The organism is Methylobacterium sp. WL19 (assembly GCF_008040005.1).
In the GTDB taxonomy this organism is placed as follows: Bacteria; Pseudomonadota; Alphaproteobacteria; order Rhizobiales; family Beijerinckiaceae; genus Methylobacterium; species Methylobacterium bullatum.
In genome coordinates this window covers 1-26197 of sequence record NZ_VRVC01000037.1, presented here as the reverse complement: position 1 = coordinate 26197, position 26197 = coordinate 1, and the positions used below count along the sequence as shown (strand labels likewise).

The 26197-nt window shown below is 66.6% G+C and carries 22 protein-coding genes; 8 read left to right on the top strand and 14 right to left on the bottom strand.

Annotated features, from left to right (window positions below):
• The first annotated feature begins 280 nt into the window (after positions 1-280).
• Positions 281-2941 carry an EAL domain-containing protein gene (locus tag FV220_RS09865; protein WP_246689420.1) on the top strand — a complete coding sequence of 887 codons (2661 nt, stop codon included), beginning with the start codon at positions 281-283 and terminating at the stop codon, positions 2939-2941.
• Between the two features lie 175 nt (positions 2942-3116).
• Here FV220_RS09865 and FV220_RS25785 read toward each other — a convergent pair whose 3' ends face one another.
• A complete protein-coding gene (locus FV220_RS25785; RefSeq protein ID WP_147831098.1) occupies positions 3117-3437 on the bottom strand; it encodes a hypothetical protein in 321 nt (106 codons plus the stop codon).
• 64 nt (positions 3438-3501) lie between these two features.
• On the opposite strand from FV220_RS25785, the gene FV220_RS09855 reads away from it, so the two are divergent.
• Positions 3502-4569 carry a spore photoproduct lyase family protein gene (locus tag FV220_RS09855; RefSeq protein WP_147831096.1) on the top strand — a complete coding sequence of 356 codons (1068 nt, stop codon included), beginning with the start codon at positions 3502-3504 and terminating at the stop codon, positions 4567-4569.
• A 237-nt stretch (positions 4570-4806) separates the two neighbouring features.
• On the opposite strand, the gene FV220_RS09850 is transcribed toward FV220_RS09855, so the two are convergent.
• Positions 4807-5850, bottom strand: a complete 1044-nt coding sequence (locus FV220_RS09850; protein ID WP_147831094.1) for an acyltransferase — start codon at positions 5848-5850, stop codon at positions 4807-4809.
• Positions 5851-6558: 708 nt separating this feature from the next.
• On the opposite strand from FV220_RS09850, the gene FV220_RS09845 reads away from it, so the two are divergent.
• Positions 6559-8757: a right-handed parallel beta-helix repeat-containing protein gene (locus FV220_RS09845; protein WP_147831092.1), complete on the top strand. Its 2199-nt coding sequence runs from the start codon at positions 6559-6561 to the stop codon at positions 8755-8757.
• A gap of 310 nt (positions 8758-9067) precedes the next feature.
• Here the strand turns inward: FV220_RS09845 and FV220_RS09840 are convergent, their stop codons facing one another.
• From FV220_RS09840 to FV220_RS09825, 4 genes are read right to left on the bottom strand one after another with little or no spacing between them, the layout of a single operon-like run.
• Positions 9068-9613 carry a cytochrome b/b6 domain-containing protein gene (locus FV220_RS09840; RefSeq protein WP_147831091.1) on the bottom strand — a complete coding sequence of 182 codons (546 nt, stop codon included), beginning with the start codon at positions 9611-9613 and terminating at the stop codon, positions 9068-9070.
• Positions 9610-10722 (bottom strand): catalase family peroxidase, encoded by a 1113-nt coding sequence (locus tag FV220_RS09835; protein ID WP_147831089.1) that lies wholly within the window; start codon positions 10720-10722, stop codon positions 9610-9612. Before FV220_RS09835 ends, FV220_RS09840 begins: the two co-directional genes overlap by 4 nt.
• A gap of 9 nt (positions 10723-10731) precedes the next feature.
• Positions 10732-11523: an anti-sigma factor gene (locus FV220_RS09830; protein WP_187273375.1), complete on the bottom strand. Its 792-nt coding sequence runs from the start codon at positions 11521-11523 to the stop codon at positions 10732-10734.
• On the bottom strand, positions 11520-12050 hold the full coding sequence (locus FV220_RS09825) for a sigma-70 family RNA polymerase sigma factor (protein ID WP_056140735.1): 531 nt from the start codon (positions 12048-12050) through the stop codon (positions 11520-11522). Before FV220_RS09825 ends, FV220_RS09830 begins: the two co-directional genes overlap by 4 nt.
• A 282-nt stretch (positions 12051-12332) precedes the next feature.
• Between FV220_RS09825 and FV220_RS09820 the strand changes: the two genes are divergently transcribed.
• From FV220_RS09820 to FV220_RS09805, 4 genes are read left to right on the top strand one after another with little or no spacing between them, the layout of a single operon-like run.
• Entirely contained in the window at positions 12333-12602 is a 270-nt protein-coding gene (locus tag FV220_RS09820; protein WP_187273374.1) for a hypothetical protein, read from the top strand.
• 51 nt (positions 12603-12653) lie between these two features.
• Positions 12654-13436 (top strand): TonB-dependent receptor, encoded by a 783-nt coding sequence (locus tag FV220_RS09815; protein ID WP_147831087.1) that lies wholly within the window; start codon positions 12654-12656, stop codon positions 13434-13436.
• A 2-nt stretch (positions 13437-13438) separates the two neighbouring features.
• Entirely contained in the window at positions 13439-14614 is a 1176-nt protein-coding gene (locus tag FV220_RS09810; protein WP_147831084.1) for a PepSY domain-containing protein, read from the top strand.
• Complete coding sequence (locus FV220_RS09805; protein ID WP_147831082.1) at positions 14611-14796, top strand: hypothetical protein; 186 nt, start codon at positions 14611-14613, stop codon at positions 14794-14796. Before FV220_RS09810 ends, FV220_RS09805 begins: the two co-directional genes overlap by 4 nt.
• 45 nt (positions 14797-14841) lie before the next feature.
• Here the strand turns inward: FV220_RS09805 and FV220_RS09800 are convergent, their stop codons facing one another.
• From FV220_RS09800 to FV220_RS09790, 3 genes are all read right to left on the bottom strand, one after another.
• Entirely contained in the window at positions 14842-16251 is a 1410-nt protein-coding gene (locus FV220_RS09800; RefSeq protein WP_246689421.1) for a UdgX family uracil-DNA binding protein, read from the bottom strand.
• 282 nt (positions 16252-16533) lie between these two features.
• Positions 16534-17748 carry a putative DNA modification/repair radical SAM protein gene (locus tag FV220_RS09795; protein WP_147831080.1) on the bottom strand — a complete coding sequence of 405 codons (1215 nt, stop codon included), beginning with the start codon at positions 17746-17748 and terminating at the stop codon, positions 16534-16536.
• A 319-nt stretch (positions 17749-18067) separates the two neighbouring features.
• Positions 18068-18655: a RecX family transcriptional regulator gene (locus FV220_RS09790; RefSeq protein ID WP_147831078.1), complete on the bottom strand. Its 588-nt coding sequence runs from the start codon at positions 18653-18655 to the stop codon at positions 18068-18070.
• A 188-nt stretch (positions 18656-18843) separates the two neighbouring features.
• On the opposite strand from FV220_RS09790, the gene FV220_RS09785 reads away from it, so the two are divergent.
• The gene (locus FV220_RS09785) at positions 18844-20274 is read left to right on the top strand and encodes a TAXI family TRAP transporter solute-binding subunit (protein ID WP_056145003.1); all 1431 of its coding nucleotides are present in this window, start codon (positions 18844-18846) and stop codon (positions 20272-20274) included.
• 15 nt (positions 20275-20289) lie between these two features.
• Here the strand turns inward: FV220_RS09785 and FV220_RS09780 are convergent, their stop codons facing one another.
• The 5 genes from FV220_RS09780 to FV220_RS09760 form a co-directional block, all read right to left on the bottom strand.
• On the bottom strand, positions 20290-22557 hold the full coding sequence (locus FV220_RS09780) for a fused MFS/spermidine synthase (RefSeq protein WP_147831076.1): 2268 nt from the start codon (positions 22555-22557) through the stop codon (positions 20290-20292).
• A 317-nt stretch (positions 22558-22874) separates the two neighbouring features.
• Positions 22875-24020 carry an acyltransferase gene (locus FV220_RS09775; RefSeq protein ID WP_281406077.1) on the bottom strand — a complete coding sequence of 382 codons (1146 nt, stop codon included), beginning with the start codon at positions 24018-24020 and terminating at the stop codon, positions 22875-22877.
• Between the two features lie 328 nt (positions 24021-24348).
• Positions 24349-24567 carry a SlyX family protein gene (locus FV220_RS09770; RefSeq protein WP_018045441.1) on the bottom strand — a complete coding sequence of 73 codons (219 nt, stop codon included), beginning with the start codon at positions 24565-24567 and terminating at the stop codon, positions 24349-24351.
• 13 nt (positions 24568-24580) lie between these two features.
• On the bottom strand, positions 24581-25330 hold the full coding sequence (locus tag FV220_RS09765; protein WP_147831072.1) for a hypothetical protein: 750 nt from the start codon (positions 25328-25330) through the stop codon (positions 24581-24583).
• Between the two features lie 28 nt (positions 25331-25358).
• Positions 25359-26197 (bottom strand): AprI/Inh family metalloprotease inhibitor (locus tag FV220_RS09760; protein WP_147831071.1); only part of this gene is annotated, 839 nt, incomplete at its 5' end.

Here is a 26197-nt window from a genome sequence, read left to right as displayed (position 1 = left end):
CTCGAAGAGCAGGCTCCATTGAAGCAATCCACTCCTCAAATAGAGCTATATTCTATTTTGCGGCCAAAATTCCGATTTTGTTAAACCACACTTCGGCAGTGTCGCCCCTAAGGTGGCGAAAGGCTGTCGTAGAATGTATCGTGCCTTTTTGTGCATGACCGAGCAGCATCATTGGTGGGTCCTGCCGCTGGCGGCGCTCGTATGCTGGGTATCGTGCCATACTGCCCTGCGGCTCGCTCGCCACGTTTTTCGGAGCCGGGGCTTCGAGACATGGGCCTGGTTGTTCGCGGCTGGTTTCTCGGCCGGTGCCGGGATGTGGAGCACCCACTTCATCGGGATGCTCGGCTACGACCCCGGCATCGCGATCGCCTATGATCTGAAACTCACCCTCGTCTCGCTTCTCGTCGGCATCCTCGGTTCCATGGCGGCGCTCACCTTGTCCCGGTGGTGCGCCATACCCGTGGTGGCCGTAGGGGCCGCGGTGATCCTGGGCATGAGCATGACGGGGATGCATCTCGCGGGGATGGCGAGTATCCGGTTCGCCGTCGTCCAATCAATGAACTTGCCGCTCCTCGTGACCGCGCTGCTCGTCGGCTGGTCGCTTACCGCCATCGCCTTCGTCATTTTCGCGCGTGACACGCTGCGATACGCGACAGCCGTGGCGGCGATGCTTCTAACGGTTTCCATCGCGGGCGTGCATTTCATCGCCATGGGCGCGGCCGAGCTGGTTCCGAACATGGCCGCGCCCGACACGGCATCGAGTCTGCCGCATTTCGCGCTCGCCGCGGGCATCGCCGCGATCATGCTCACGATTGTCGGTTTCGCGGCACTCGCCCTGTTCGTCGACCGTATGCGCCGGGCCAATCACGCCTTGCGCGAAAGCGAAGCCGCCTACAGGCTCCTCGCCGAGAATACCACCGACGTCATCATCTGGTCCGATCTCGATAGGACCCGCCGGTATGTATCGCCTGCCTCGATGACCGTCCTCGGCTATCGCCCGGAGGACATCATCGGCACTCGGCCCCTCGATTTCATCCATCCGGACGATGTCGCCGACCTTGAGCAGGTCCTCGCCGATCTCGTAGCAGGCCGGATCGAAGGGGCCATCACGACCCAGCGCCATCGTCGGCGGGATGGGTCCTGGGTGTGGATCGAGGCGTGCCTCAAGGTCACGCGCCTGCCGGGCTCGTCCGAGCCCATCGGCTACGTGTCGTCGCTTCGCGACGTCACCGACCGCAAGGCCGCCGAAACGGCGTTACGGTCCAGCGAGGAACGGCTCGCTTTCGCCCTGGACAGCGGCAGCGACGGCCTCTGGGATTGGAACATCCCCACGGGCAACATCTGGTTCTCGGACCGTTGGCAGACCATGCTCGGCTACGAACCGGGCGAGATCGACGGACATATGCGCGCCTTGCAACAGTTGATGCATCCCGACGATGCAGCGACGGCCCGGCGGCTCCTATCGGACCATATCGACGGACGGACGCCGGTTTTCGAATGCGAGCTCCGGATGCGGACGAAGGCCGGCCCCTACGGCTGGGTCCTGTCGCGCGGCAAGGTGGTGACGCGCGATGCGGAAGGAATCCCCGTGCGCATCGTCGGGACGCATATCGACATCGGAAGGCGCAAGCATGCGGAACAGCAGCTGGAGCATCTGGCGTTGCACGATGCCTTGACCGGCTTGCCCAATCGCGTGCTGTTCCGCGACAGACTCGGCCGGGAAATGGACAATGTCGAACGGCGCGGGCACATCTTCGCGGTTCTCGCCTGCGATCTGGACCGCTTCAAAGCGATCAATGACAGCCTCGGTCACCCGACGGGAGACAGCCTGCTGCGCCAGGTCGCAGAGCGCCTGACGGCGAACGTTCACGAGGGGGACACCGTCGCCCGGCTCGGCGGCGACGAATTCGCCATCGTGCTGAGGGGACTCGACCAACCTCAGAATGCCAGTGCCGCAGCGCAGCAGGTCATCGAGGCGCTGAAGCGGCCTTTCGATCTCGACGGTCGTTCGGTCAGCGTCGGCGTCAGCATCGGCATCGCCGTCGGGCCTCAGGACGGCGGCGACCCGGACCAGTTGCTGAAGAACGCCGACATCGCCCTCGGCCGCGCGAAAGCGGCCGGCCGAGGCACGTTCCGCTTCTGCGAACCCGCCATGGATGCGGCGATCGCAGAGCGAAACGTCCTCGAACTCGACATGCGCGAAGCCGTGCGGCTCGGCGAGTTCGAACTGCATTATCAGCCGATCATCGACCTTGCCACCGACACCGCCAGCGGCTTCGAGGCGCTGATGCGCTGGCACCACCCCGTGAGAGGCATCGTCTCGCCCGCCGATTTCATTCCGTTGGCCGAAGAGACCGGTCTCGTCGTTCCCCTCGGGACATGGGCTTTGCAGGAAGCCTGCCGGGAAGCTGCGGCCTGGCCGGGCGATCTGCGGGTCGCGGTCAACGTCTCGGCGGTGCAATTCGCGGAGCCCGGCCTGGAACATTGCGTGATATCGGCTTTGGCCGCTTCCGGCCTGCCGCCGAACCGTCTGGAACTGGAGATCACCGAGAGCGTGCTGATCGGTGACGTGGAAAGCGTGACCGCCTGCCTCCACCGGCTTCGCGCGTTCGGGGTCCGCATTGCCCTGGACGATTTCGGCACCGGCTACTCGTCGCTCAGCTACCTCCGGCGGTTTCCCTTCGACAAGATCAAGATCGACCGTTCGTTCATTCGTGAAATCGCCGATGCCGACACGGCCGCCATCGTGCGCGCCATCGTCGGACTCGGCGAACGGCTGGGGGCGAGCATCACGGCGGAGGGCATCGAGGACGAAGCGCAGCTGACTCGCGTCCGTCGCGAAGGCTGCACGGAAGCCCAGGGCTACCTCCTGAGCGAGCCGTTACCCGCCGCAGACGCGTACAAGTTCGCCTTTGCCAAAAATAACGTCGCCGCGGCCTGACAGGCTCCACGAGCGGTAAACCCGACGACCGACGCTCGCCCCGGAACACGAACTCCCCCGCGTGCGGGATGCGACCCGGCGCCGTCCGAGGCGCTCGGACCTTTCGATGCCGCAGGCAGAATCCGGTGGTTTCGACGACATCGAGACGAGCGACCCGGTCCTGTCCGGGCCGGATTCAGCGGTCCTCGCTCAGCGTTCTCAAGGCGAAGATCTTCAGGTCGAGCGCGATCAGCATATCGATGACGGCATAGGACGCAGGTCCACGGCGTGCCGTGTCCTGCACGAGCGCCTGCTTCTCTCGTTCCAGATCATCGATGAGCATGTCGAAACTGACCATGCCTGGAATACGCGGTAGCCAAGGCAATGGTTTCACCTCCTGCGACGGGAGCCGCACGCAAGCGCCTTGAGCGCATGTTTCGGTGCCGCCACAAAGGGGCGGACGGTAACTTCCTGTTAACGACGTGTCCGCGGAGCCGCGCCCCGGCCGGAACGTCATCCTCTCCGGCGCTCACCGCCCTATCTATCCGGCCGAGGTGCAACGGCGCGCCGCTGGACACCGCATGGCCCTTTCCCGCGACATCCTGGATATCCGCACGATCTACCACGAGCCCGCCGTGGCGAATTTCGGGCGCGGGCTCGCGATCCTCGACCGTTTTCCCCACGCCGAGCGGATCGAGGTCCCGTCGCACTGGAACATCCCGAACCTGCACGGAAACGCAGGCTCCGCGGAGGATTGGCTGCGGATCAAACGCTCGACCTTGGTGCTCGGTGTGAAGAAGGGCCTGACGATGCGGCCGAACGGGCGCAGCGCCCACTTCATCGCGCCCTCGACCTCGAATGGCTGCGCGATGGCCTGCGCTTACTGCTACGTCCCCCGGCGCAAGGGCTTCGCCAATCCGATCTCCCTCTTCGTGAACATCGAGCAGGTCTGCGCCGCGATCACACGCCACGCCGCACGCCAGGGGCCGCTACCGGAGCCCGATACGGTGGATGCGGCCCATTGGGTCTACGATCTCGGCGAGAATGGCGATCTGTCCGTGGACGCGACCCTGTCGGACAACGTGCGCGACATGGTCGGCCTGTTCCGCGATCTCCCCAACGCCAAGGCCTCCTTCGCCACGAAGGCCGTGAACCGGGAGCTGCTCACCTATGATCCCCGGGGCAAGACCCGTATCCGCTTCTCGCTGATGCCGGAGCGGATCGCCAAGGTCGTCGATGTGCGCACGGCGCCGATGCATGAGCGCATCGCCGCCATCGACGATTTCGTGGCGGCCGGTTTCGAAGTCCACGTGAACTTCTCGCCGGTCATCCTCTACGAAGGCTGGGAAGCCGATTGGCGCGACCTGTTCACCGCCATCGACGAGGGGATCGGCCCGGCGGCCAAGGCACAGCTCAAGGCCGAGATCATCCTGCTCACGCACAATGCGGATCTCCACGCGGTCAACCTGAACTGGCACCCCCGCGCGGAAGACCTGCTCTGGCGGCCCGACATCCAGGAGGGGAAACGGTCGCAGGGAGGAGGCGACAACCTGCGCTATCGAACCGGCTGGAAGGGCCGATGGATCGCGCGCCTCAAGGATCATCTGGCCGAGCTGATGCCCTATTGCCACGTTCGCTACGCCTTCTGAGCAGGTCGCGACCGTAGGGCGGGACGTGGAGCCCCCGTGCTCGGACCGCCTCGATGGTCTCGCAAACATCAGCGACCGCGTGGGTGCACAAGTTGCCGGAGGATGACGGAACAAATAGATCCTGAGGATTATAAATTGTGCATCCGGTTATTTTTAATTTGTATAGTTGCTTTCACCTAGCATAATAAAATTATATTATCAAATAATCAGAATGACATCGGATATTTCGGAAAATATCTATGAACTAGCGTGAGACGGGCGCTTCAGGCCACTGAACAAGCCTCTGACGCATTGAGTCAAAGGAACCTCGATCCGACGATGTACGATCCGGGCAACGAGTCCGGCGAGTACGACTGCGCCGACGAATGCGACCATCCTCAGAGAGAAATTCTGAGGATCAAAGAATTTAAACAATACTTTCTCACATACTTGATAAGACAGGAAGTGCGTGAGGTACAGCGCATAGCTACTGTCTCCCTGCTCGACGGCAAAGGCGGTTCTCGAACTGATGCCGTTGGCTTCCAGCAACACTGCGGCAGTGACGAGTGAGGCTGCCGGCAAACCAAGTGCGACGAAGCGAGGTGCTGTCGGCCAAAGAAATTCTGCCGCCAGCAACAGACCGAAACTGGCGAGACCCAAGGCGCCGATCATCGAGACGCTGAGAAGACCAGCCGGAATAGTGATGCGCCGAACAACATAGCAAATCCACATGCCCGCAGCGAACTCAAGGATAATAGCATTCGTATAGAATCGGCCCAGCGCATTTTCCGGCCGAAGCAGCAGCCCGATCATCACGAGGGCCACGATGACGAGGCTGACATAAAGGTACCGGTTTATTTCCGGATAAATGTACAGACCCAGAAAAAAGAGACAATAGAAGAACATTTCGTAGTTGAGCGTCCATCCAAGGAACAGGATAGGCTGTATCAGGCCATTCGATTTCTCGAAGGGGATGAATGCCAGCGACATGAGCAGATGACCCAGCCCGTCATCGATGCTGCGAAACAGGAAGGGCATCGAGAGGGCTGCGAGAAAGACGGCCATCGTCATGAACCAGTACAGCGGAACGACGCGAACCAGCCGTTTCATGATGAATTGATATGGTGACGCGATCCGGCCGTCGGTGGTGTAGGCCATCACGAACCCGCTGATGACGAAGAAGATATCGACCCCCCAGGAGCCCATCGAGTATTTGAGATGGCCGAACAGCAAGACTTGGCAGTGGAAGCAGACGACGAGATAGGCTGCGACCGCCCTCAAGGACTGGATATTGTATATCATCAGATTGTTTCCACATACGATGATATGAGCGGGCGTTCGACGCTATCCAGAGTGTTGCAATCGACTGTATTGATCGGGAGCGCACCACCCGTATCATCGCGGCCTTGGGCTCCGCGAGGAAGTGCGCATCGGGACTACGTCCGTCTTGAGCGAAGGTGGCCCCGCCAGGTCGGGCATTCGAGCCTGCACCCACCCGCTCGGAGCGGCCGGCAGCATCCGAGGCCACCTCCCGCCTTCGGGTGAAGACGGCCTCCTCCCAACTCCCGCCGCCCCGCTCCACCGATCTCGATCCGATGATTGATCGCCGGGCCGGGACCCTGCTTCCGTCCGGTAGAAACGGGTCCGCGCTGTGCACGCACCGGCATGCCTCCCCCCTCTCGTCCGGCATGATCGGTGAGCCGCTCGACAGGATCGAAAATCATCAGTGACACATTTTGAACAAGTTCTGCTCACTAAGATTTGTTGTATCAATAAAGTACTAGATTACCGAAGTGTACCTATCTGTACATTTGCCGGAAAACATAGAGGAAGTTCTTCTTAGTACTGCCCGATAAATCAACAAATCCGATTATTCGCTCATCATTGCGATAATAATCTTGGGAATAGTGTCAGCGGACAACGCCGACGCTGAGGGGGATCCGTGACCAGAATCGGCGCGGATTGAGAGGATCGGCATCAGGGCCGATCGCAGACACAACTGGAAAACGAATGCAGCATTCGCATCATGACGTCGCGTCGCAAGACGAGGAGCGTTCCACCTTCGATACGGGTCTCTGGTCGAGCCCGACATACGACTTCGTTTCAAGCTTCACCGAGAACGGTATTTCGAGCCCGGTTCCGGACATGGGCAGCCGGGAGCCTCTCTCCGACAGTCAGGATCTGGTGGAATCCGGCGCCGGCACGGCTCCGCTCACACGCCATGACGGGACGATCGTCGCCCGGGAAGGCGATGTCATTCGCGACCTCGACATCTATGTCGATAGCGGGCCCGGCATCGACGTCGATCACGTAAACAACGTGACCATCGAGAACGTCCGCATCCATATCAATGGAAACGGCGGCACCGAGGAAGGTGCCGGCATCCGTATCATGCGGGGTAACAACGTCGATATCCAGAACGTCGAGGTCTTCAACGAGGGCGCACCCGAGACAGGCGCCGAGCGGACCCCGGACCATTACGGGATTTCGGCCTTCGAGGCCGAGGCTCTGAGCGTGACGAACGCCACGTTCCACGACACGTCGACGGGCATCCTGGTCCAATACTCGCCGGGCGCCACACTCGAGGGCATCGAAGGCTACGATATGCGCGGGCCCTTCCCCCGCGGTCAGCTCGTACAATTCGGCGAGTCGCCGGACAGCAGCCTCAACAACTTCTACGTTCACAACGATCCGAAGGTCGCCTGGACCGAGGACAACATCTCGATCTACTACAGCGACAACGTCACCGTCTCCAACGGTGTCATCGACGGCAACAATTCGCCGAGCGGCCAGGGGGTCATCTTCGAGGGATCGAACGACGGCACCGTCCGCAACGTCGACGCGATCCATATGGGCAACGGCGCCTTCGCGGATTACGGCCAGAACAACACCTTCGACTCCACGCGCTCCTTCGACAACATCGCGGAGGACCAGGGGCGTGGACATCCGCTCTCGAACGCCCTGCTCTGGGGCGTGAACGAGAGCACGGTGGTGACCGATTCCTCGTACCAGAACGCGGGAAATCCGGGCAACATCGTCTGGGGAGAGGGCAATATCGGCGCCGGCATCGACGTGACCGAAGTGACCGGCCAGGCGCCCATGGCGCATTGGACGAACGACTTCGGCCAGGGCGTCTCAGAGCCGGTGCCGGACGTCGGCAAACCGGATCCCATCTCCGAGGGACCGGATCCGGTGGTTCCGGACATCGGACCGACGCCCTCGCCCGAGGAGCCTCCGGTGGTCGCGCCGCCATCTGATCCGGTGCCCGGGGACGACACGGCTCCGCTGACACGCCATGACGGGACGATCGTCGCTCGGGAAGGCGATGTCATCCGCGACATGGACATCTATGTCGATAGCGGTCCCGGCATCGACATCGATCACGTGGACAATGTGACGGTCGAGAACGTCCGCATCCATATCAATGGAAACGGTGGCACCGAGGAAGGCGCCGGCATCCGCGTCATGGAGGGCGACAACGTCGATATCCAGAACGTGGAGGTCTTCAACGTGGGCGCCCCTGAGACGGGCGCCGAGCGGACCCCGGACCATTACGGGATTTCGGCCTTCGAGGCCGAAGACCTGAGCGTGACGAACGCCACGTTCCACGACACGTCGACGGGCGTGCTCATCCAATACTCGCCGGGTGCGGAACTGGAAAACATCGAAGGGTACGATATGCGCGGGCCCTTCCCCCGCGGGCAACTCGTGCAGATGGGCCAGTCGCCGGACAGCACCCTCAACAACTTCTACGTCCACAACGATCCGAACGTCGCCTGGACCGAGGACAACATCTCGATCTACTACAGCGACAACGTCACCGTCTCGAACGGGGTCATCGACGGCAACAACTCACCGAGCGGCCAGGGTGTCATCTTCGAGGGATCGAACAACGGCACAGTCCGCAACGTCGACGCGATCCATATGGGCAACGGCGCCTTCGCGGATTACGGCCAGAACAACACGTTCGAGTTCACCCGCTCCTTCGACAACATCGCGGCGGACCAGGGGCGTGGAAACCCGCTCTCGAACGCCCTGCTCTGGGGCGTGAACGAGAGTACGGTGGTGACGGATTCCTCGTATCAGAACGCGGGAAATCCGGGCAACATCGTCTGGGGCGAGGGCAATATCGGCGCCGGCATCGACGTGACCGAAGTGACCGGCCAGGCACCCATGGCCCATTTGACCAACGAGTTCACCTGGAGCTGATCCGATCCGTGCCTTCGGACAGAGCTTAGGCTGGGCCGAAGCGCATGACGCCAGACGTTCGGTGTGAAGAGCATCGACGATCTGGTGTCGCAGCCGAACTTGAAACAAATATGGGGTCCCGACCGGCAATGGTCGGGGCCCCATTCGTGTTCGACATCCTATTGTCCCATCCGGCATCCCCGCCCCCCTGCGACGCTGGTCACACCCTCACCCCCACGATCGGGAAGACCGGCCTGATCGGCACCCGACATCGAGCGACCGGCCGGTTTCGTTTCTGGCATGACGGCTTCGCGCGCCGCTTCGTGCCACATCAGCGGACACGGGACGGCCGAGCCGGGACCATGCTGGAGAAAACCCCATCCCGGCGGATCAGCCCATGCATCAGGGCCGCCCCCAGATGGGCGAGGATGAGACCGAACAGGGTGTAGGCCAGGATTGTGTGAAGCGGACGGAGCCACGCATAGAGACTTGGATCGCGCGGCAGGATCGGCGGCAGGACGAGGGAGCCGGCGAGCCCGATCGGATAGCCGGCCGCCGACAGCATCGCCCAACCGACCAGCGGCAGCGCAAGCATCAGCCCATAGAGCAGGACGTGCGAGACATGGGCCGCCCGCCGCTGCCAGCCCGGAAGGTCAGACGGCAGGTCGGGCGGGGGATGGCGCCAGCGGTTGAGCAGACGCAGCAGCGCCAGGACCAGGATGCCGATCCCGAGTGGGCGGTGCAGCGCGACCAGGGTGTGGTAATGCGCCAGCGAGGTCACCATCGCCACGCCGATGAACAGCATGGCGAGGATCAGGGCCGCCATGGTCCAGTGCAGCAGCCGGGCCGGCCGATTGAAGCGCGCGGTGTGGCTCACAATCCGGCTCCCGTTGCGGGCGTGTTCTGGACGGCGCTCGGCGTTTTCGGTTCGCCGGCGCGGCGCGTGAAGGATTGCGCATAGGCCGCCGAACGGGCGCTGAGCAGCGGATCGTCCGATCCCACGATGCCGGCGGGCAGGACGAGAGGATCGAAATTGACGTCGCGGCAATTGCCGTCCGCTTCCGGCTGCGTGTCCGCGACGATCACGGTCCCGACGTCCAGGCTCTGCCGCTCGACCGGCCAGGGACGCGTCGCATCGGCCGTGGGGTCGCCGGGCTGCCCCAGGGTGACGACGAGATGCCACCGCACGGGCGCCCGACGGACGGCAGACTCGAAGTCGTCGAACAGAACGTTCTTGTCCGCGCGTGATCTCTGGGCTGGGCTCTCCTCCGTCGCGGCCTGCTCCGGCACGAACGCCCAGCGGACGGGCGTCCGGGTCCCGTCCGCGGCGATGAAGCGGAAGGCGTTCAGGCTGCGGAAGGTGTCGTCGGCAAAGCCTGAGGTGATTGTCCGCGCCTTGATCAGGGAAGCCGCTTTCGCGCTCTCGGGATGCGCGGCGAAGAACGCCTTGAGCGCCTCGGGATCGGGCCTGCCCGTGGCCGGATCGGGCTTGGCGGCCAGAAGCTGCGCGTAGAACCCCTCCGGGCTACGGACCGGGAAAACCGGGATGTCGTTGTTGCCGGTGCGCCATTCCTCGCCGTCGGGCAGGTGGAAGCGCAGCGCGAGGCTGCGCACCGTCGTGGCCGCGTCCGCCGCGTAGGGCTGGCCGCCCGCCAGCGCGATGCGGCCGGTGATGGGCGTCACCCGTCCCGTGCCGAACAGCGACGCCGTCGACACACCCGCGCCCCGGCCGCTGCTCTCGAAGCGCCCGGCGAGGCAGAGCCCCTTGGCGTGGTTGCGCCGAAAGCCCGGATGGGGGCCATTCACCTGCTCGAAGCGGTCGACGATCCGCCCCTGGGTCAGGTCCCCCGGAGAGAGCCAGCCGCCGGCATAGGCGAAGGCCCCCGTCGTGCCGGCGACGAGCGCCCCGATGGCGGTGAGGCGCAGACAAGCGGCACGCGGGCTCAAGGCCGAATCGGCCCCGGTGAGGTCGTTCAGGAGGGACATGGCGGGCCTTCAGATGGCTTTCGCGGTGGCGCGGCGAATCTCGTTGGCGAGGGGGTGCAGGATCGAAGGGTCGGCCGCCCCCACGAGGCTGTAGCCGAGCCCGTCCTGGACCCAGGCGTAGCCGTTCGACGTCTCCGTCGTGTGGGCGCGCATCGGCGCGTCGCCGGGAACGCTCATGGGCCGCATCAACATGACGAAGCGCGCGCCGTGCCCATCGTCGTACATCAGCAGCCCGGCGGGCCCCTGCTGCGTGGCGACGAGACGCCCTCCCATGAGGCGGTAGCCGGAGCCGCTCAGGTCCGGCACGGCCACCGGCCGCTTCATCCGGGCGGTGAACCAGCCGGCGAGTTCGTCCCGGTCGGCGGCGGCGAGTTCGACGGGGCGGGTGTGGTCGGGCGCATAGACCGCGTAATTCATGCTCGCGGACTGAGCCAGCGCCTCGATGCCGGTGGGCACGGGCGCGACCACGTCGCGCAGGCCCCAGCCACCGGCGCCTCCGACGAGGAGCAGCAGCCCCGCCGCCATCGCCTGCCAGACGGGGAAAACCTGCCAGATCGGACGTGCCGGCCGGCGGCGCGCCTCGACGATCCGCGCCAGGTTGAGCCGGGCCGGAACCGGCTCGGCGGCGATGGGCGCGAAGGCGGCCCGCATCTCCTCGCGCAGGGCGATCATCCGCGCCACCCGTGCCCGCGCCTCGGGATGGGCATCGAGATAGGCCTCGACCTCGCGCCTCCGGGCGGTATCGAGCCGCTCGTCCACGAGGCCCTGGAGATCGTCGTCACCGATCGGACGCATGGTCATTTCACCCTCCGCAGGAGCGGGCGCTTGGCAGGGACGGAGGCTTCGGTGCCGTCCATCGACTGGATCATCCGGTCCCTGGCCCGGGACAGGCGGGACATCACGGTCCCGGTGGGAATGGCGAGGATGTCGGCGGTCTCGGCGTAGGACAGGCCCTCCACCGTCACCAGCAGGAGCACGCTGCGCTGCTCTTCCGGCAGTGCGTCGAGCGCCGTCATCAGGTCCCGGTGGCGCAGGCCGCTCTCCTGCGTCGGCGCCACCGCGAGATTCGCCTCCGCAATGTCCTCGATCGGCATGTGGGCGCCGCGGCGAGCGCGCTGGCGCATCTGCGTCACGGCGAGATTGTGGAGGATGGCGAACAGCCAGGTCCGCGCGTCGCCGTCGACCTGGCGCTGGTGCCAGCGGGTGACGGCCCGCTCGAGGCAATCCTGCACCAGATCGTCGGCATCGGTCGGATTGCGCAGAAGGGCGTGCGCGTAGCGGCGCAGGGCCGGGATCAGCGGCTCGATGAGGCGCATCATGTCCGTCATCTCCTGTCTCCTGGCATGGGCGGGGCTCCCATAGGCACGCTGGCCGGACCGAACGGACTTCAGGGTCGGCGACAGGGGCATGGACGCCGCGAAATCGTGTTTATTCCACGCCTGCACGAGAAATTTCGCACCCGGCAGCGAGTATTCGTTCACGCTGATCTGGTCTCGATCATGGCGTTGGAATTTTTCGATAGGGTCATGGAATAAGCAGCCGAAGACGTCGTCTGTCCGGCATCACTGCTCGACGAGATCGGATCGAGCAGGAACCACCGGAGACCTGACATGACGATGATCAAGACTTTTTCGGCCGTGGTTTTCGCGTCCGCCTGCACGCTCGCCGCCCTGACCGGGGCCTCCCAGGCCCGGCCCGCCCCGCATCGGCTGGAGAGCCCGACGATCACCGGCTCGATCCCGGCGCCGACCCGATCCGCGTCCTGGCTCGGCGGGCCGGACACCGACAGCGGAAACGCCAAGAACCCCGCTCTGCCGGGCTATGCCCAGGCCCGTGGCCAGGAGACCGGCGGCCCGGCCCGCGAGCTGATCCCGAACTAGAATCATGCCGGCCCATGGCGTCCGTCTCCGGTCGGCAATGCCCGCGGGTCCATGCAGATCAACCGCAGCGTCGCCTTCGGCGACGCCACGTCGAGCTACGACAAGGTCGCCTGGACGCCGGCGGTCGGCCTCGTCGTCAAGCCCCTGGAGCACCTCTCGCTCTACGGCAACTATATCGAGGGCCTGCTCTCGAGCGGTGCCTCGCCGGTCACGGCCAGCAACCCGAACCAGGCGCTCCCACCGACCATCGCCGACCAGAAGGAGATCGGCGTGAAGTACGATTTCGGTGTCGTCGGCGTCAGCGCCGCCCTGTTCGAGATCAACCAGCCCAACGCCTTCCAGGACCCGGCGACGCGGAACTACGCGCTCAACGGCCTGCAGCGGAACCGGGGGATCGAGTTCAGTCTGTTCGGCGAGATCGCGCCGGGCGCGCGCCTCATCGGGGGCATCGCCTTCACCGACGGTCGCTTGGTCCGTACCGAGGGCGGGGCTTTCGACGGCAAGGTCGCGCCCGGTGTCCCCGGCACCACGCTCAGCCTCTACGGCGAATACGACCTGCCGCCCTGGTTGCCGCGCGGCCTGACCCTGACAGGCCGGGTCATCCACACGGCGTCCCAATATTACGATCAGACCAATCTGCAGCCCATCCCGGATTGGACGCGGTTCGATGCCGGCCTCCGCTACACGTTCCTCGGCACGTGGGGCAAACCCGTAACGGTGCGGGCCACCGTCGAGAACGTGTCGGGCGAGAATTATTGGGCGTCCACCGGAAACGGGTTCCTGACCCTCGGAGCGCCCCGGACCTACCTCGTCTCGGCCCAGCTGGACTTCTGACGATGGCGACGGGCCCCGACGCGCCGCAGCTGCGAGCCTTCCGGCTCTGGTCGTTCGTCCATACCTGGACGAGCCTCGTCAGCATGGCCTTCATGCCGATGCTGTGCCTGACGGGCCTGCCACTCATCTTCCATCACGAGCTCGACGGCGTCCTCGGCTACGAGCCCGAGGTGCCGGCGATGCCGGCGGGGACGGCGCACGTGTCGTTGGACACGGTCGTCGCATCGGCCCAGGCCATAGAACCCGGCCTCGTGGTCCAGTACCTCGTCTTCGACCACGACGAGCCGGATGTCGCCTTCGTCAATCTCGCCCGGGAGGTCCGCTCCCCTCCGCCTGAGACGACGATCCTGTCCATGGACCTGCGCAGCGCCGCGCTCCTCCGGGAGCCCAAGCCGAACGAAGGCCCGGTCGGCTTCCTGCTGCGATTGCATGTCGACATGTTCCTCGGCCTCGGCGGCAAGCTCTTCCTCGGCGCGATGGGCTTCCTGTTCGTGCTGGCCATCGTCTCCGGCGTCGTCCTCTACGGTCCGTTCATGCGAAAGCTCGACTTCGGCACCGTCCGGCGCAGCCGGACGCGGCGGATCCGATGGCTCGACTGGCACAACCTCGTGGGCGTCGCGACCTTGTGCTGGGCGCTGATCGTCGGGGGGACGGGCGTGGTGAACACCTGGGCCGACCTCATGCTGAAGCTCTGGCAATTCGGCCAGCTCGCCGAGATGACCGCGCCCTATCGCGATGCTCCGCGCCCCGTCCGCCTCGCCTCCATCGCCGAGGCGGTGGCGACGGCCAAGGCCGCCGCACCGAACATGAGCCCGCGCTTCGTCGCCTATCCCGGCACCGTCGTGAGCAGCAACAACCACTACGCCGTGTTCATGGCCGGCGACACGCCGCTGACCTCGCGGCTGCTCAAGCCCGCGCTCATCGATGCCGAGACCGGCGCGCTCACCGACATGCGTGCGATGCCCTGGTACATCCAGGCCCTGCTGGTCTCGCAACCGCTGCATTTCGGCGATTACGGCGGCCTTCCCCTCAAGATCGTCTGGGCGCTTCTCGATCTCGCGACCATCGTCGTCATCGGCAGCGGGCTCTATCTCTGGATCGCCCGCAGACGATGGAAGACGGCCGGCGAGCGGGTGCAGCCCGGTGCGAGGGCGTCTGGCGCAGGAGCCGCGGAATGAAGACGCGCCCGCTCATCCGGTCCCGGACCTGGGCAATCCCATCGATCCTCGCCGCCCTGACCCTGCTCAGCCTGGTGATCGCCCTGATCGTCGACGGAATCTGGGACAGTCTGGCCAGCGCCGTGTTGGCCGGAACCCTGATCTACATGACCTACGAAGGGTTTCGTCCTCGGACAACGTAGCATCACGACGGGGGCGCTAAGCCCGGCGACGCCACCGCCGCTTGGCTAGGCCCCCAACTCGCGCGCCAGATCACCCACCCGTTTCAGGTCGGCGACGAAGGCCGCGTAGGCGTCTTCCTTGGCCTCGTCCGGCAGGCGCAGGAGATAGGAGGGGTGCACGGTGATGAACCCCTCATAGGCCTTGCCGAAGGCGGCCGGGCCACGGGCGCGGGTGATGGGGATCGCCTTGCCAGTCAGGGCCAGGACGGCGGTGGCGCCCAGGGCCACGACGAGTTTGGGGGCCACGAAATCCAGCTCCCGGTCGAGCCACCAGCGGTAATGGCTCACTTCCCCGGCGGTGGGCTTCTGGTGGATGCGGCGCTTGCCGCGCTCCTCGAACTTGAAATGCTTGACCGCATTGGTGAGGTAGGCCGCGTTCCGCTCTATCCCGGCATCCGCCATGGCGCGGGACAAGAGCTGCCCGGCCGGTCCCACGAAGGGCCGCCCCTGCCGGTCCTCCTGGTCGCCCGGCTGCTCGCCGACGAAGGCGATGGCGGCATGGGCGGGGCCTTCGCCGAGGACGGCCTGGGTCGCGCCCGGCACCAGGGGCTCGGAGCGCCGGATGATGGCGTTGAGCTCCTCCAGTGAGGCGGGATCCTGGTCGGACATCGCGGCGACGGCCTTGGCGGGATTGCGCTTGGTCGGCATCTGCGGCTCCCTCTCGATCATGGCTTCCGTGCGGGCTGAGGCGGCGCGGACGAGGCCGGGAATCGCCGCAGTCTCCGGCATGTTGCGCCAGTACTTCTTCGGCATCTCCGCCCGCATGGCGGCGAGGTTGGTGCGGGCGGGATTGAACGTGCTCTCGTAGTAATCGCGCCAGCCGGCCTCGAACCCATCCGCCTCGGGCGCATCCTCGCGACGTCCCGGCGGCCCGAAGGTCAGGGTGTCGCCGTCCCAATGGGCCGAGCCGTCAGGCGTGAGGATCGACCAGTTCAGGGATCGGAAGCGCGCGACGAAGAAGGTGCTCGCCGCCTCCAGGATGTGATGGTCCGGCTCGAACCAGGCGACGAAGCGCTCGACGCCATCGACTTCCGTCCGCCGGAACCGCAGGAAGGCGTGCATCTTGTGGAGGTCGCGGGCGATGGCCTTGCGCATCCGGTCGAGGCGATGGACCAGCGGATCGCTTCCGACCTCCATCAGCCCGCGCTCGCCATGGATGACGCGCCAGATCAGGGTGTAGAGCAGGGCATAGCGCTCGGGGTCGCGGTGCGGGACGACCATGCGGATCAGGTCGGCCGCCGCGCGCGGCAGGCTTAGTGGCGCATCGGAGCCGGATTCGGGCTGGGAGACCTGTCCGAACAGGCCGGGGGCCTGCCCGATGGACCAGACTGCTCTATCGGGCGGGACCGATGCGGCGGCGAGCCGGCGCGCTGCGGCGCGGAACCCGTCGAGATCGGCGCCCTCGCGGAGGGTGATCGTTTGGAGTGATCCACCCGACCTTGCCCCCTCTGCGGAATTCCTGGATCGACCCGTCTGCTCGACGGCTGTTCCCTTTGTCAGAGGGTGTTCCACATCGCTCACGGCGGGCTCCCTCTCCTGGAAGGAGAGGGTTGGGGTGAGGTGTGGTCCATCTTCGAAGAGGTCACGCACCTCACCCTGTCCCTCTCCTTCCAGGAGAGGGGACCCGCGCTGCCCGCGAGATGTGTGAATATCGGAGGGCGGAGGGGGGAGAGAAGAGCGGCGTGTCATCCGACCCCGTCAAAACAAGCTCAGCTGCCGCGCCGGCTCGACGAGCTTGGCGCGCAGGTCCAGCCGGTCGGTGCCGCCGGGTCCCGGATGATAATCGGCGGCGATCAGGAACGGGCGGGCGCGCTTGAGGCCGGAGGTGAGACGGGCGACGTCGTCCAGGCGCAGCCGCGTGTAGCGGCGCGCCTTCACGATCTTGTCCACGGCCCGCGCACCGAGGCCCGGCACCCGCAGCAGCATCTCGCGGTCGGCGGCGTTCACGTCCACGGGGAAACGCCCCCGGTGCTTCAGCGCCCAGGCCAGTTTCGGGTCGATGTCGAGGGAGAACATGCCGTCCTCGGCGGCATCGGCCACGTCGTCGGCGGAGAAGTCGTAATACCGGATCAGCCAATCGGCCTGGTAGAGCCGGTGCTCGCGCTGGAGCGGCGGGGATTTCAGCGGCAGGATGGCGGAGCCGTCGGGGATCGGGCTGAAGGCCGAGTAATAGACCCGCTTCAGGTTGAACGATCCGTACAGGAGGGCGCTCTTGCGGATCAGCGCCTCGTCGGTGGTGGTGTCCGCACCGACGATGACCTGCGTCGACTGCCCGGCGGGCGAGAACCGGCGCTTCTCGGCCTTCGCCTCGGTGATCCGGGCGCCGATCTGCTTCATCGCGTTCTGGATGACCGGGCCGTTCTTTTCCGGCGCCAGCCGGTGCAGGCTGGCATCGGTGGGGAGTTCGAGGTTGATCGAGAGCCGGTCGGCATAGAGCCCCGCCTCCTCCACCAGCCACGGGCTCGCCTCCGGGATCGACTTGAGGTGAATGTAGCCGCGAAAGCCGTGGTCGCGCCGCAGCGACTTCGCCACCCGCGTCAGCAGTTCCATCGTGTGGTCGGGCGACTTGATGATGCCCGAGGAGAGGAACAACCCTTCGATATAGTTGCGCTTGTAGAACTCCACCGTGAGGGTCACGACCTCCTCGACGGTGAACTTGGCGCGGGCGACGTTGGAGGAGCGCCGGTTCACGCAATAGGCGCAGTCGAACAGGCAGTAATTGGTCAGCAGGATCTTCAGGAGCGAGATACAGCGCCCGTCCGGCGTGTAGGCGTGGCAGATGCCGGCGCCGGTGGTCGAGCCGAGTTCGCCCTTGCCGGCCACCCGTTTGGGCGCTCCCGACGAGGAGCAGGACGCATCGTATTTCGCGGCATCGGCCAGGATGCGCAGCTTCTTGGCGAGGGTCTCGTCCATGACAGGGACATGCGCGTCGTTCGTGTTTCGTTCAAGTTTTTGTCGGGCGCGGCCGAAAATGTCGCAGCGCGCTTTCCCGTCTCCCCGCATGTGGGACCACCGGGTTCATCTGGCATCGCGCGTCCCTCTCCCCCCTGTGGGGAGAGGTCAGGAGTGGAGGTGGCGCCGCGGGCCTCCGACGGCTGAGGGTCACCCAACCACCCCCACCTCCAACTCCTCTCCACAAGGGGGAGGAGGGCCGCGTAGCGCGCGAAAGGTGTGAATGCCGTGGGCGTGCGAGGAGTGGGACAGCACCGCCCGGCTCACGAAGAGACGGCCATCACCGGTCGAGCCCGTCCTCCGCAATCACCTCCTCGTCGACGATCGTTTTCGCCAATCCGTACGAGAACCCGGCCCTCGCCATCGAGGCGAGATCCTTGTCGCGGTGGGCGGCGCGGAGGTCGGGGCGGCGGAACGGGCCGAGCCGGCGGCGCTTGGCATAGGCGCGGGCCGCCACCTCCTCGGCATCGGTGCCCTCCTCCTCGCCCCGGTCGCGCTCGGTCTCCAGGGTTTCGGCGATGAGCGTCCGGTCGACCCCCTTGGCGGCGAGCTTGGTCGAGAGGCCGCGGGCGGAGGCCCCGCGCCGGCGCAGGGTCGCCGCCCGCGCGGCGGTGAACCGGGCGTCGTCCACGAGGCCGGAGGAACGGGCGCGCTCCACGATGGCGGCGACGGTCTCGGCGAAGGCGGCGGGGTCTTCGTCCCGGAGCCGGCACCGCTTGGCCACCCGGCGCTCCAAGGTCTGGCGCAGCATCGCTACGGAGGCGCTGTAGCGCTCCAGATACTGCAGGGCGACGCGCTCCAGATACGCGGCCGTGACCGGCGGCGTAGGTTTTGCCGCGCGGGGCGTGGGCTCTGCCTCGCGCGACATTGGCTTTGCCTCGCGCGACATTGGCTTTGCCTCGCGGGGCGTGGATTTTGCCTGTCGCGAGGGCACGGCACGTCCCGCTGCAACGTTTCGAGCGCTCATCGGTTCATCACGCTTCGGACAGGTTTCAGGATCATGAGGCGCATCGTCTCGACCGTGAACCGGTTGCCTGTCTTACCCCGAGAGGACGCATGCATGTCATGCCGGCATTCCTCCTGAAGCGCGAGTGGCTCCTGGTCGCGCTCGGCCTCGGCTTCGCCGTTCTCGCGGCCGCCGTGGTCTACCTGTCGCGCCCGACGGTGCTCACCGTGGCGGTCGGCCCGCGCGACGGGGCCGAGGCGCAACTGCTCGAAACCTATGCCCAGGCCCTCAAACGGGCGCGGGAGGACGTGCGCCTCAACGTGCGGACCTATGACGACGTGCGCGACAGCGCCGCCGCGCTCCAGGCCGGGAACGCCGATCTCGCCGTGGTCCGGCCCGACGTCTTCCTGCCCGATAACGGCCTGACGCTTGCGCTCCTTCACGAGGAGACGCTCCTCATCGCCACCCCCGAGGCCAGCGCGATCGAGAGCTTCCCCGACCTCGCGACCAAGCGCCTCGGCATCGTCGAACGACACGCGGCCGACCGGCCCTTCGTCACCAACCTCCTCGGCTTCTACGATTTCACCCCCGTGCCGGCGCCCGAGCCCGGCCATGCCCTCACCGCCGGCCATATCGCCCTGGTGCCGCTCAAGCCCGGCGAGGTGACCGCCGCGCTGCAGGCCGGCACCGTGGACGCCGTCGCCGTCATCGCGGCGCCGACCTCGAAGGCCGCGATCTCCACGGTCCGGGCGGTGGAGATGGCCTCCCACGAGAAGAAGATCACCATCGTCTCCGTCCCCGACGGCGACGCCATCGTGCAGCGGATGCCCGAACTGCAATCGGCGACGATCCCCGCCGGCACGTTCGGCGGCCGGCCCAAGCGCCCCGAGGAGGACGTGAAGACGGTGGGCGCTTCCTACCGGCTGATGGCGCGGGGCGGGGTGAGCCGCTACTCGGTGGCCTCCGTCACCCAGCACCTGTTCGAATGGCGCTCGAAGCTGGCGCCCGGCGCGCCCATCGCCAACCTGATGAAGGCCCCGGATTTCGAGACGTCGGTGGCCGCCACCAGCGCCCGCCTGCCCAACCATCCGGGCGCGGTCGATTATTTCGAGCGCGAGCAGCAGACCCTGTTCGAGCGCTACGAGGATTACGTCTACCTGCTCGCCTTTTTCGGCGGCACCATCGGCTCCGGCATCGCCTGGCTCGGCCAGCGCCTCGCCCGCCAGCGCCGCGAGCGGGTGGACGTGGTCCTCGACCGGCTCCTCGACATCCTCAGGGACATCCGCTCGGCCACCACGAGGGAGCAGCTCGACGGCCTCGTTCGCGAGACCGACGACCTCGTCACCGACGTCGTCCAGCACGCCCGCGAGCGCAACGTCGACACCCGCGCGATGAACGCCCTGATCCTGGCCATCGACGCCGTGCACGGCGCCATCGCGGATGCCCGCCGTTCCCTTGTCACCGGCGCCGAGCCCGAGCGCCGGCCCCTGCGGACGCGGTCCGCGCGTCTCCTCAGGCTGGATCGGCCGGCGGCGGAATAGGCGCGGCTTTTCCCCTCATCGCCTCATCTCGTCGAGCATGGCCTCGACGACGTTGCTGAAATCGTCGCTCCAGGGACGGCGGCCCATGTCGGGCACGACCCGCGTCCACTCGCCCGGTTCGGCGAGCGTCCCGAGATGGGCCTCGTCGCGGGCGATGGCGACGACGATAGAGGCCTGACGGAAGCGCGGTCCGTCGATGCTGTCCATCAGGCGCCCGTCGCGGACGAAGGTGACGAGGCCCTTGTCGGCTGCCGCGCGGGCGAGGATGTGGCGCAGTTCGAGGTGCCGGTTCGAGATGTGGACGACGAGGGCGCCTTCGGGCGCGAGCTTCGCGGCGTAGAGCGCCAGTGCTTCCCGCGTCATGAGATGGCTCGGGATCGAGTCGGAGGAGAAGGCGTCGACCACGATCAGGCTCTTCCCACCGGGCTCGTCGGCCAGGGTCAGGCGCGCATCGCCGAGGACGATCCGGGCATCGGGGGCGCAGGCTCCGAGGAAGCGGAACAGGGCGGGATTCCGCGCGATGCGGACCACTTCCGGGTCGATCTCCAGGAAGGTCCAAGCCTCGCCGGCCTGGGCATGGCAGGCGAGGCTGCCGGCACCGAGCCCGACCACGGCCACCGTGTCGAGGCGTCCGCCTTGGCGTGACCGGACGGCGGCGATCGCGCGGCCGATGCCGCCCTCCATGGTGAAGTAGGTCACCGGCTCGGGCCGCCCGGTGAACGGCGTACCGTCCTCGTTGGCGATCCGCATCGCGCCGTGCAGGGTGGTGCCGTGGCTGAGGGTGCGGAAATGTCCGTCCGTCGAGGTGGCGATCTTGTGCACCCCGAAGAACGAGCGCACCGACGCGCCCGAGGTCAGGGCTCCGCTGACCGTGGCCGAGAACAGGGCGAGGCCCATCGCCAGAAGCGCCACGTTCTGCGGCTTGCGCCAGAATGCGATCATCGCCCCCATCAGGCAGAGGGCGCCGACGATGAGCCAGGAGCGTGGCAGGATCGTCAGGTTGATCAGGAGGGCCAGCACGATCAGCCCGGCCAGGATGGCGAGCGAGCGCCGGTTCTCGCGCCAGGACGCGGCGGACAGGATGGACAGGTCCGGCCGGCACAGCAGGGCGGCCACGAGCAGGATCGGGTATTCGAGGACGGTGGAGAAGATGCGCGGCGCGAGGAGCCCACAGAAGATGCCCCCGAGCATGCCTCCGAAGGACAGGCAGAGATAGAACTCGGTGAGCCGCGCCGCATCCGGGCGGCGCGTGTAGAGCGCCCCGTGGCAGATCATGGCGTTGACGAAGAAAAGGCCGAGATGGAGCGCCAATCCGATGCCGAGCGGGAACGCCGCCGTCATGGGCAGGAGCGCCATCGCGGTGCCGAAGACCTGGAGGCAGGCGAGGACGGTCTGGGACGGGACCATCCGCTCGCGGAAGGCGAGGACGAAGGTGAGGAGGAACAGCGCCAGGGGCGCGACCCAGAGCAGGGGCGCAGCCGCCACATCGGTGGAGATGTGCGCCGTCACCGAGACGAGGAGGCCCGAGGGCACCAGGGAGAGGGCGATCCAGCCGAACCGCTGGCGCCAGATCTCACGCCGGGAGGCGGAGGCCGCTGCGACGCCGGCCGCGATCCGGGACGGGGCCGAGGCGTTGCGCGCGGCTGCGGCGGCGCAGATCGCGATCAGTCCGGCGAGAACCGCGAATCCCAGCATCCAGACCTGGCTCTGGTCGCGCAGGGTGAGGAGCGGCTCGATGGCGAGGGGATAGGCGATCAGGGCCGTGAAGGAACCGATGTTCGACGCCCCGTAGAGGAAGTACGGGTCGCGCGCATGGGGGTGGTTCGAGCGCGAGAACCAGGCCTGCAGCAGCGGCCCGTTCGCCGACAGGGCGAAGAACGGCAGGCCCACCGAGAGGAGGAACAGCCCGAGCAGCCAGACGGCTTCCCCATCGGCGGGCGGCTTGCCCCAGCCCGCGGCCAGTTCGATCGGCAGCGCCGCCAGGGCGCAGCCCATCACGGCGAGGTGGAGCGGGGCGGCGACGCGCAGCGGCAGGTAGCGGGCCAGGGCATGGGCATAGGCGTAGCCGGCCAGAAGCAGGGACTGGAACACCACCATCGCCACGGACCAGACCGAGGGCGAGCCGCCGAGGACCGGCAGCACCATCTTGGTGAACATCGGCTGGACGCCGAAGAGCAGCAGGGCCGAGAGGAAGATCGTGGCGACGAACAGCGCGAGAAACGCCGTCGCTCGGGACGATCCGCTCAAACCGGCATGCCGGGCTCCGTCCGCTGCCATGGTCATTGGTCGAGCCCACTCCGTTTCCGCCTGCCGATTAACGGAAGAGGCCGTTAAATTGTGGTTGCTCCGGAGGAGGCGGATCGCTCGCGGACGTCATGATTCGTCATGGACGGCGCTCGTCCGACCGGCTTCGATGACCGGGGGGACAAGCGAGTTGGTCGAAGCGTGCGGCCGATCCTTTGCGGAAACCTCGCCCGCGACGTCGAGGTGAATGCCGGTTCGGCGAAAAAGAGCGCGGCACAACAAAGGCCGAGAGTTGTGCCTCGACCCAACCTGGTCGGGCGCAGCTCTCGCCGGGCGCACGCTCCGCGCGATTGATCTCAAATGGCCGATACCGCCGTTCGAGGGTGCGCGGAGGCCGGCTCGTGCCAGGACCATTTGCGCCCATATGCGCTGATCGGCGCCTCCACGAGACGCGTCAGAAGCCAGCCTACGGCAACGCAGACCGGCAGGGCCGCGACGGTGACCCCCCATTGCGCCGCCGTTCCGACATCGGGTTTTGTGCCGAGAATGAGCCCGTGCATCAGGCCCAGCACCGGCATGTGCGTCAGGTAGACGGCGTAGGAGGTCGTGCCGAAGAAGCACAGGATCGGCGAACGGAAGCGTATCGCTTCGGGTGCGCCGCGCACGAGGGTCAGGAGAAAGGCAGTGCATCCCACTGAAACGGCGAGCGGCCCGAAGACTTGGAAAACGATGCCTTGTTCGCTGTCCATCAGCTTCAACAGGCAAGTCACGAGGAGAAGCAGCGGCGCGGCCAGCCGCAGCGGCAACTCCAGGCGTGACCCTAAGGTTCGCGGCGAAGCTATCGCGAGTGCCCCGAGCACGCCGCAGATGAGTACGTCGGCTCGGGTGGGCAGGAAGACGAGTGTCGCCATCCGCCAGTCCGGCGCCAAAAGAAGAATGCCTGCCCGAGCGCACACCGCCGCGAGCATGATGATGCAGAGCACTGCAGCGAGGCGGCGACGCGGCACGAGCAGGCACAAGAGTGGCAGCGCGAGGTAGAAGTGCTCTTCGAGGCCCATCGTCCAGGTCGGACCGAGCCACTCATGTCCAACGTCGTTGCGGGCCGCCATGAACACGTTTTGGCTGAAGGTGAGGTAGGACCAGAGTGGGAAGGTCGTGTCGGCGTGTGCCCAGGGCCGATCGACCAAGCCAACGAGACCGAAGATCGCGAGAACGCACAACATGTAGATCGGCAGCGTGCGGCAGGCCCGACGCACGTAGAAGACGGTCAGAAAGTTCCGCGCGTGGCTCTTGTCGAGGATCAGCTTGCCGACGAGGTAGCCGCTCAGCACGAAGAACATGTCCACAGCAAGCCAGCCCACCATGAAGACGGAAAGGCCCCCCGGCACTTCGCCGAAGTAATGCGAGATCACAACGAAGATCGTCATGAGACCTCGAAGACCGTCGAGGGCAACCACACGTCGATCAGGGCTGAAAGGGCTGGCAGGATCGCGGCGGCTCATCGTGACAGTCGTCATCAGTTCCGTTGGCTGCATGAAGACTGCCCCGGTGATGAGCTATTCTACCGCGGAAGCGTCAACGCAGTCTGAAGGCACTCATCGATGAGCAGGGATAGGTGGGGAGACCTCCCGATCCCCGGGCACACCAGCCGTGTCGGCAACGAGTTGACGTCCGCGTCGAGTCGACGGTGGAACGTCCACCTTTGAGGTGAAGGCCAGAATCCGGCCGCCATCCGACCCGGTCCTTCGGGGCGGGACCCGACGACGGCGTCCTGTCACGAGGACCGCGACGCCGGCCTTCCACCGCCGGCCGGAGCGTGTTTGGGGGGCTTCAATAATGCGGCGGGGGCGGTTCCGGGGCGCCGGTGCCGGTGCGGGCGCCGGCCTCCTCGACCTGCTCCACGAGCTTGGCCAGATGCCGCGTCAGGGCATCGATCTGGCGCCATTGCGCGGTGATCGTCGCGTTGAGGTCGTCGATCACCACGTCCTGCTCGGTCAGCCGCATCTCCAGGGCGTCGATGCGGGCGGAGAGCGTGTCGTCGTCGGTCATGGCTGGCCCCGCCTCATCGCAATGTCTCGGGATCGTGGTCGGGCCGCTCGACGAGGCCGGGTCCGAGCGCGATGCGGTGGTCGAAGACGAAGCAGTCGCCGCGCCAGCGGCTCTCGGCCTCGGGGATCGTCTCGAGATAGCGCAGGATGCCGCCCTCCAGATGGTGGACCGTGCCGAACCCCTTGGCGCGCATATAGGCCCCGGCCTTCTCGCAGCGGATGCCGCCGGTGCAGAACATCGCCACCGCCGGATGCGCGGCGGGGTCGAGGCCGTCGACATAGGCCCGGAAATCCGAGAACCGCGACAAATGCGGGTCGGTGGCCCCCTCGAACGTGCCGAGATTGACCTCGAAGGCGTTGCGGGTGTCGAGGAGGAGCAGGCCCGGCGTATCGAGCAGCGCGTTCCACGCCTCGGGCGGCACGGGAATCCCCGCCTCGCCCGCATCGGTGGCGCCGTCGTCGAAGGTCACGATCTCCCGCTTCACCCGCACCTTGAGATGAGCGAACGGCGCTGCCTCCGCGCGCGAGAGCTTCACGTCGAGATCCCTCAGGCGCTCGCCGAAAAGCGGGCCGTCGCGCAGGTCCGACAGGAGCGTGGCCATGCCGGCCTCGCTGCCAGCGATGGTGCCGTTGATCCCCTCGCGCGCCAGGAGGAGCGTGCCGAGGATGCCGAGTTCCACGCAACGCCGCTCCAACGCGTCGCGCAGGTCTGCGGCGTCGGGCAGGGGAACGAAGCGGTAGAGGGCGGCGACGGTGTAGGGCATCGGCGGCAGGGTCTATCAGGCGTGGCCTTTAGGGGGAACCGCTGGGCGCCCCGCCCTCGATCCGGCGCAGGACGAAGGTGGTGCCGACTTCCGGCTCGCGCCGCCAATGGTTCTCCCCCGCCGGCACCAGGCCCACCACATGGCCGCGCCGTGCCACCAGGGTGAGCCGGCCGGGAGCCGCCAGCCACGCGGCCGGATCGAAGGTCGTCAGCCCGCTGTCGCGGCAGCCCTCGAGCAAGCGGACCGGCGCGGTCCCTCCCCCCTCCGCGGGTTTCAGTTCCAGGCGGCAGACGTCCTGCTCGCGGTAGCGGTCGAGGGCGTAGACGCCCGCCGTCGGCCGCGCGCCGGCAGGCGTCGCTGCGCTGGTCTGCGCCCCGGTATTCTGGCCCCCTGCGACAGTCGGATCGTCCCGTTCGAGCTTGAACCCGGCGCCGCCATCCGGCGCGGGCGCGGGAGGGGGCGCCATCGCCACGATCTGGAGTGGGACGAGGCTGTAGACCTCGCCCCCCTCGGTCTTGGCCATGAGGCTGCGCCGGTCGTCCCGCGCCTTGAAGATGAGGACCGGCCGGACGTTCTTGTCCACGAGACGGACCACGCCGTCCACGAACAGCCAGGCGGCGACCTCGTTCAGGATCGGCAGGGCGCGGCGGCACCCGGCGGGAAACGACAGGCGCCGCCCGCCCTCGAAGCTCTGCGACGCGAGGGTCATGACGCAGCGCCGCGTGCTGCCGTCCCGCGACAGGTCCCAGGTGCCGGGAACCCCTTCGATGGTCGGCGGCAGTGTCTCCACGAAGCCGGGGGGCGGGCTCGCCGCGGCGGGCGTCTCCGAGGGGCCGGCGGCGGCGGCGGGCTCCGAAGGTGTCGGGG

Bases quoted from the DNA above. Each gene is read 5' to 3' on its own strand.
- FV220_RS09825 (WP_056140735.1), bottom strand. From the start codon at position 12,050: ATGACGGACATGATGCGCCTCATCGAGCCGCTGATCCCGGCCCTGCGC.
- FV220_RS09850 (WP_147831094.1), bottom strand. From the start codon at position 5,850: ATGATATACAATATCCAGTCCTTGAGGGCGGTCGCAGCCTATCTCGTC.
- FV220_RS09790 (WP_147831078.1), bottom strand. From the start codon at position 18,655: ATGTCGCGCGAGGCAGAGCCCACGCCCCGCGCGGCAAAACCTACGCCG.
- FV220_RS09835 (WP_147831089.1), bottom strand. From the start codon at position 10,722: ATGTCCCTCCTGAACGACCTCACCGGGGCCGATTCGGCCTTGAGCCCG.
- FV220_RS09830 (WP_187273375.1), bottom strand. From the start codon at position 11,523: ATGACCATGCGTCCGATCGGTGACGACGATCTCCAGGGCCTCGTGGAC.
- FV220_RS09770 (WP_018045441.1), bottom strand. From the start codon at position 24,567: ATGACCGACGACGACACGCTCTCCGCCCGCATCGACGCCCTGGAGATG.
- FV220_RS09775 (WP_281406077.1), bottom strand. From the start codon at position 24,020: ATGAGCCGCCGCGATCCTGCCAGCCCTTTCAGCCCTGATCGACGTGTG.
- FV220_RS09855 (WP_147831096.1), top strand. From the start codon at position 3,502: ATGGCCCTTTCCCGCGACATCCTGGATATCCGCACGATCTACCACGAG.
- FV220_RS09820 (WP_187273374.1), top strand. From the start codon at position 12,333: ATGACGATGATCAAGACTTTTTCGGCCGTGGTTTTCGCGTCCGCCTGC.
- FV220_RS09815 (WP_147831087.1), top strand. From the start codon at position 12,654: ATGCAGATCAACCGCAGCGTCGCCTTCGGCGACGCCACGTCGAGCTAC.
- FV220_RS09785 (WP_056145003.1), top strand. From the start codon at position 18,844: ATGCATGTCATGCCGGCATTCCTCCTGAAGCGCGAGTGGCTCCTGGTC.
- FV220_RS09810 (WP_147831084.1), top strand. From the start codon at position 13,439: ATGGCGACGGGCCCCGACGCGCCGCAGCTGCGAGCCTTCCGGCTCTGG.
- FV220_RS09805 (WP_147831082.1), top strand. From the start codon at position 14,611: ATGAAGACGCGCCCGCTCATCCGGTCCCGGACCTGGGCAATCCCATCG.
- FV220_RS25785 (WP_147831098.1), bottom strand. From the start codon at position 3,437: ATGACGTTCCGGCCGGGGCGCGGCTCCGCGGACACGTCGTTAACAGGA.
- FV220_RS09765 (WP_147831072.1), bottom strand. From the start codon at position 25,330: ATGCCCTACACCGTCGCCGCCCTCTACCGCTTCGTTCCCCTGCCCGAC.
- FV220_RS09780 (WP_147831076.1), bottom strand. From the start codon at position 22,557: ATGACCATGGCAGCGGACGGAGCCCGGCATGCCGGTTTGAGCGGATCG.
- FV220_RS09845 (WP_147831092.1), top strand. From the start codon at position 6,559: ATGCAGCATTCGCATCATGACGTCGCGTCGCAAGACGAGGAGCGTTCC.
- FV220_RS09795 (WP_147831080.1), bottom strand. From the start codon at position 17,748: ATGGACGAGACCCTCGCCAAGAAGCTGCGCATCCTGGCCGATGCCGCG.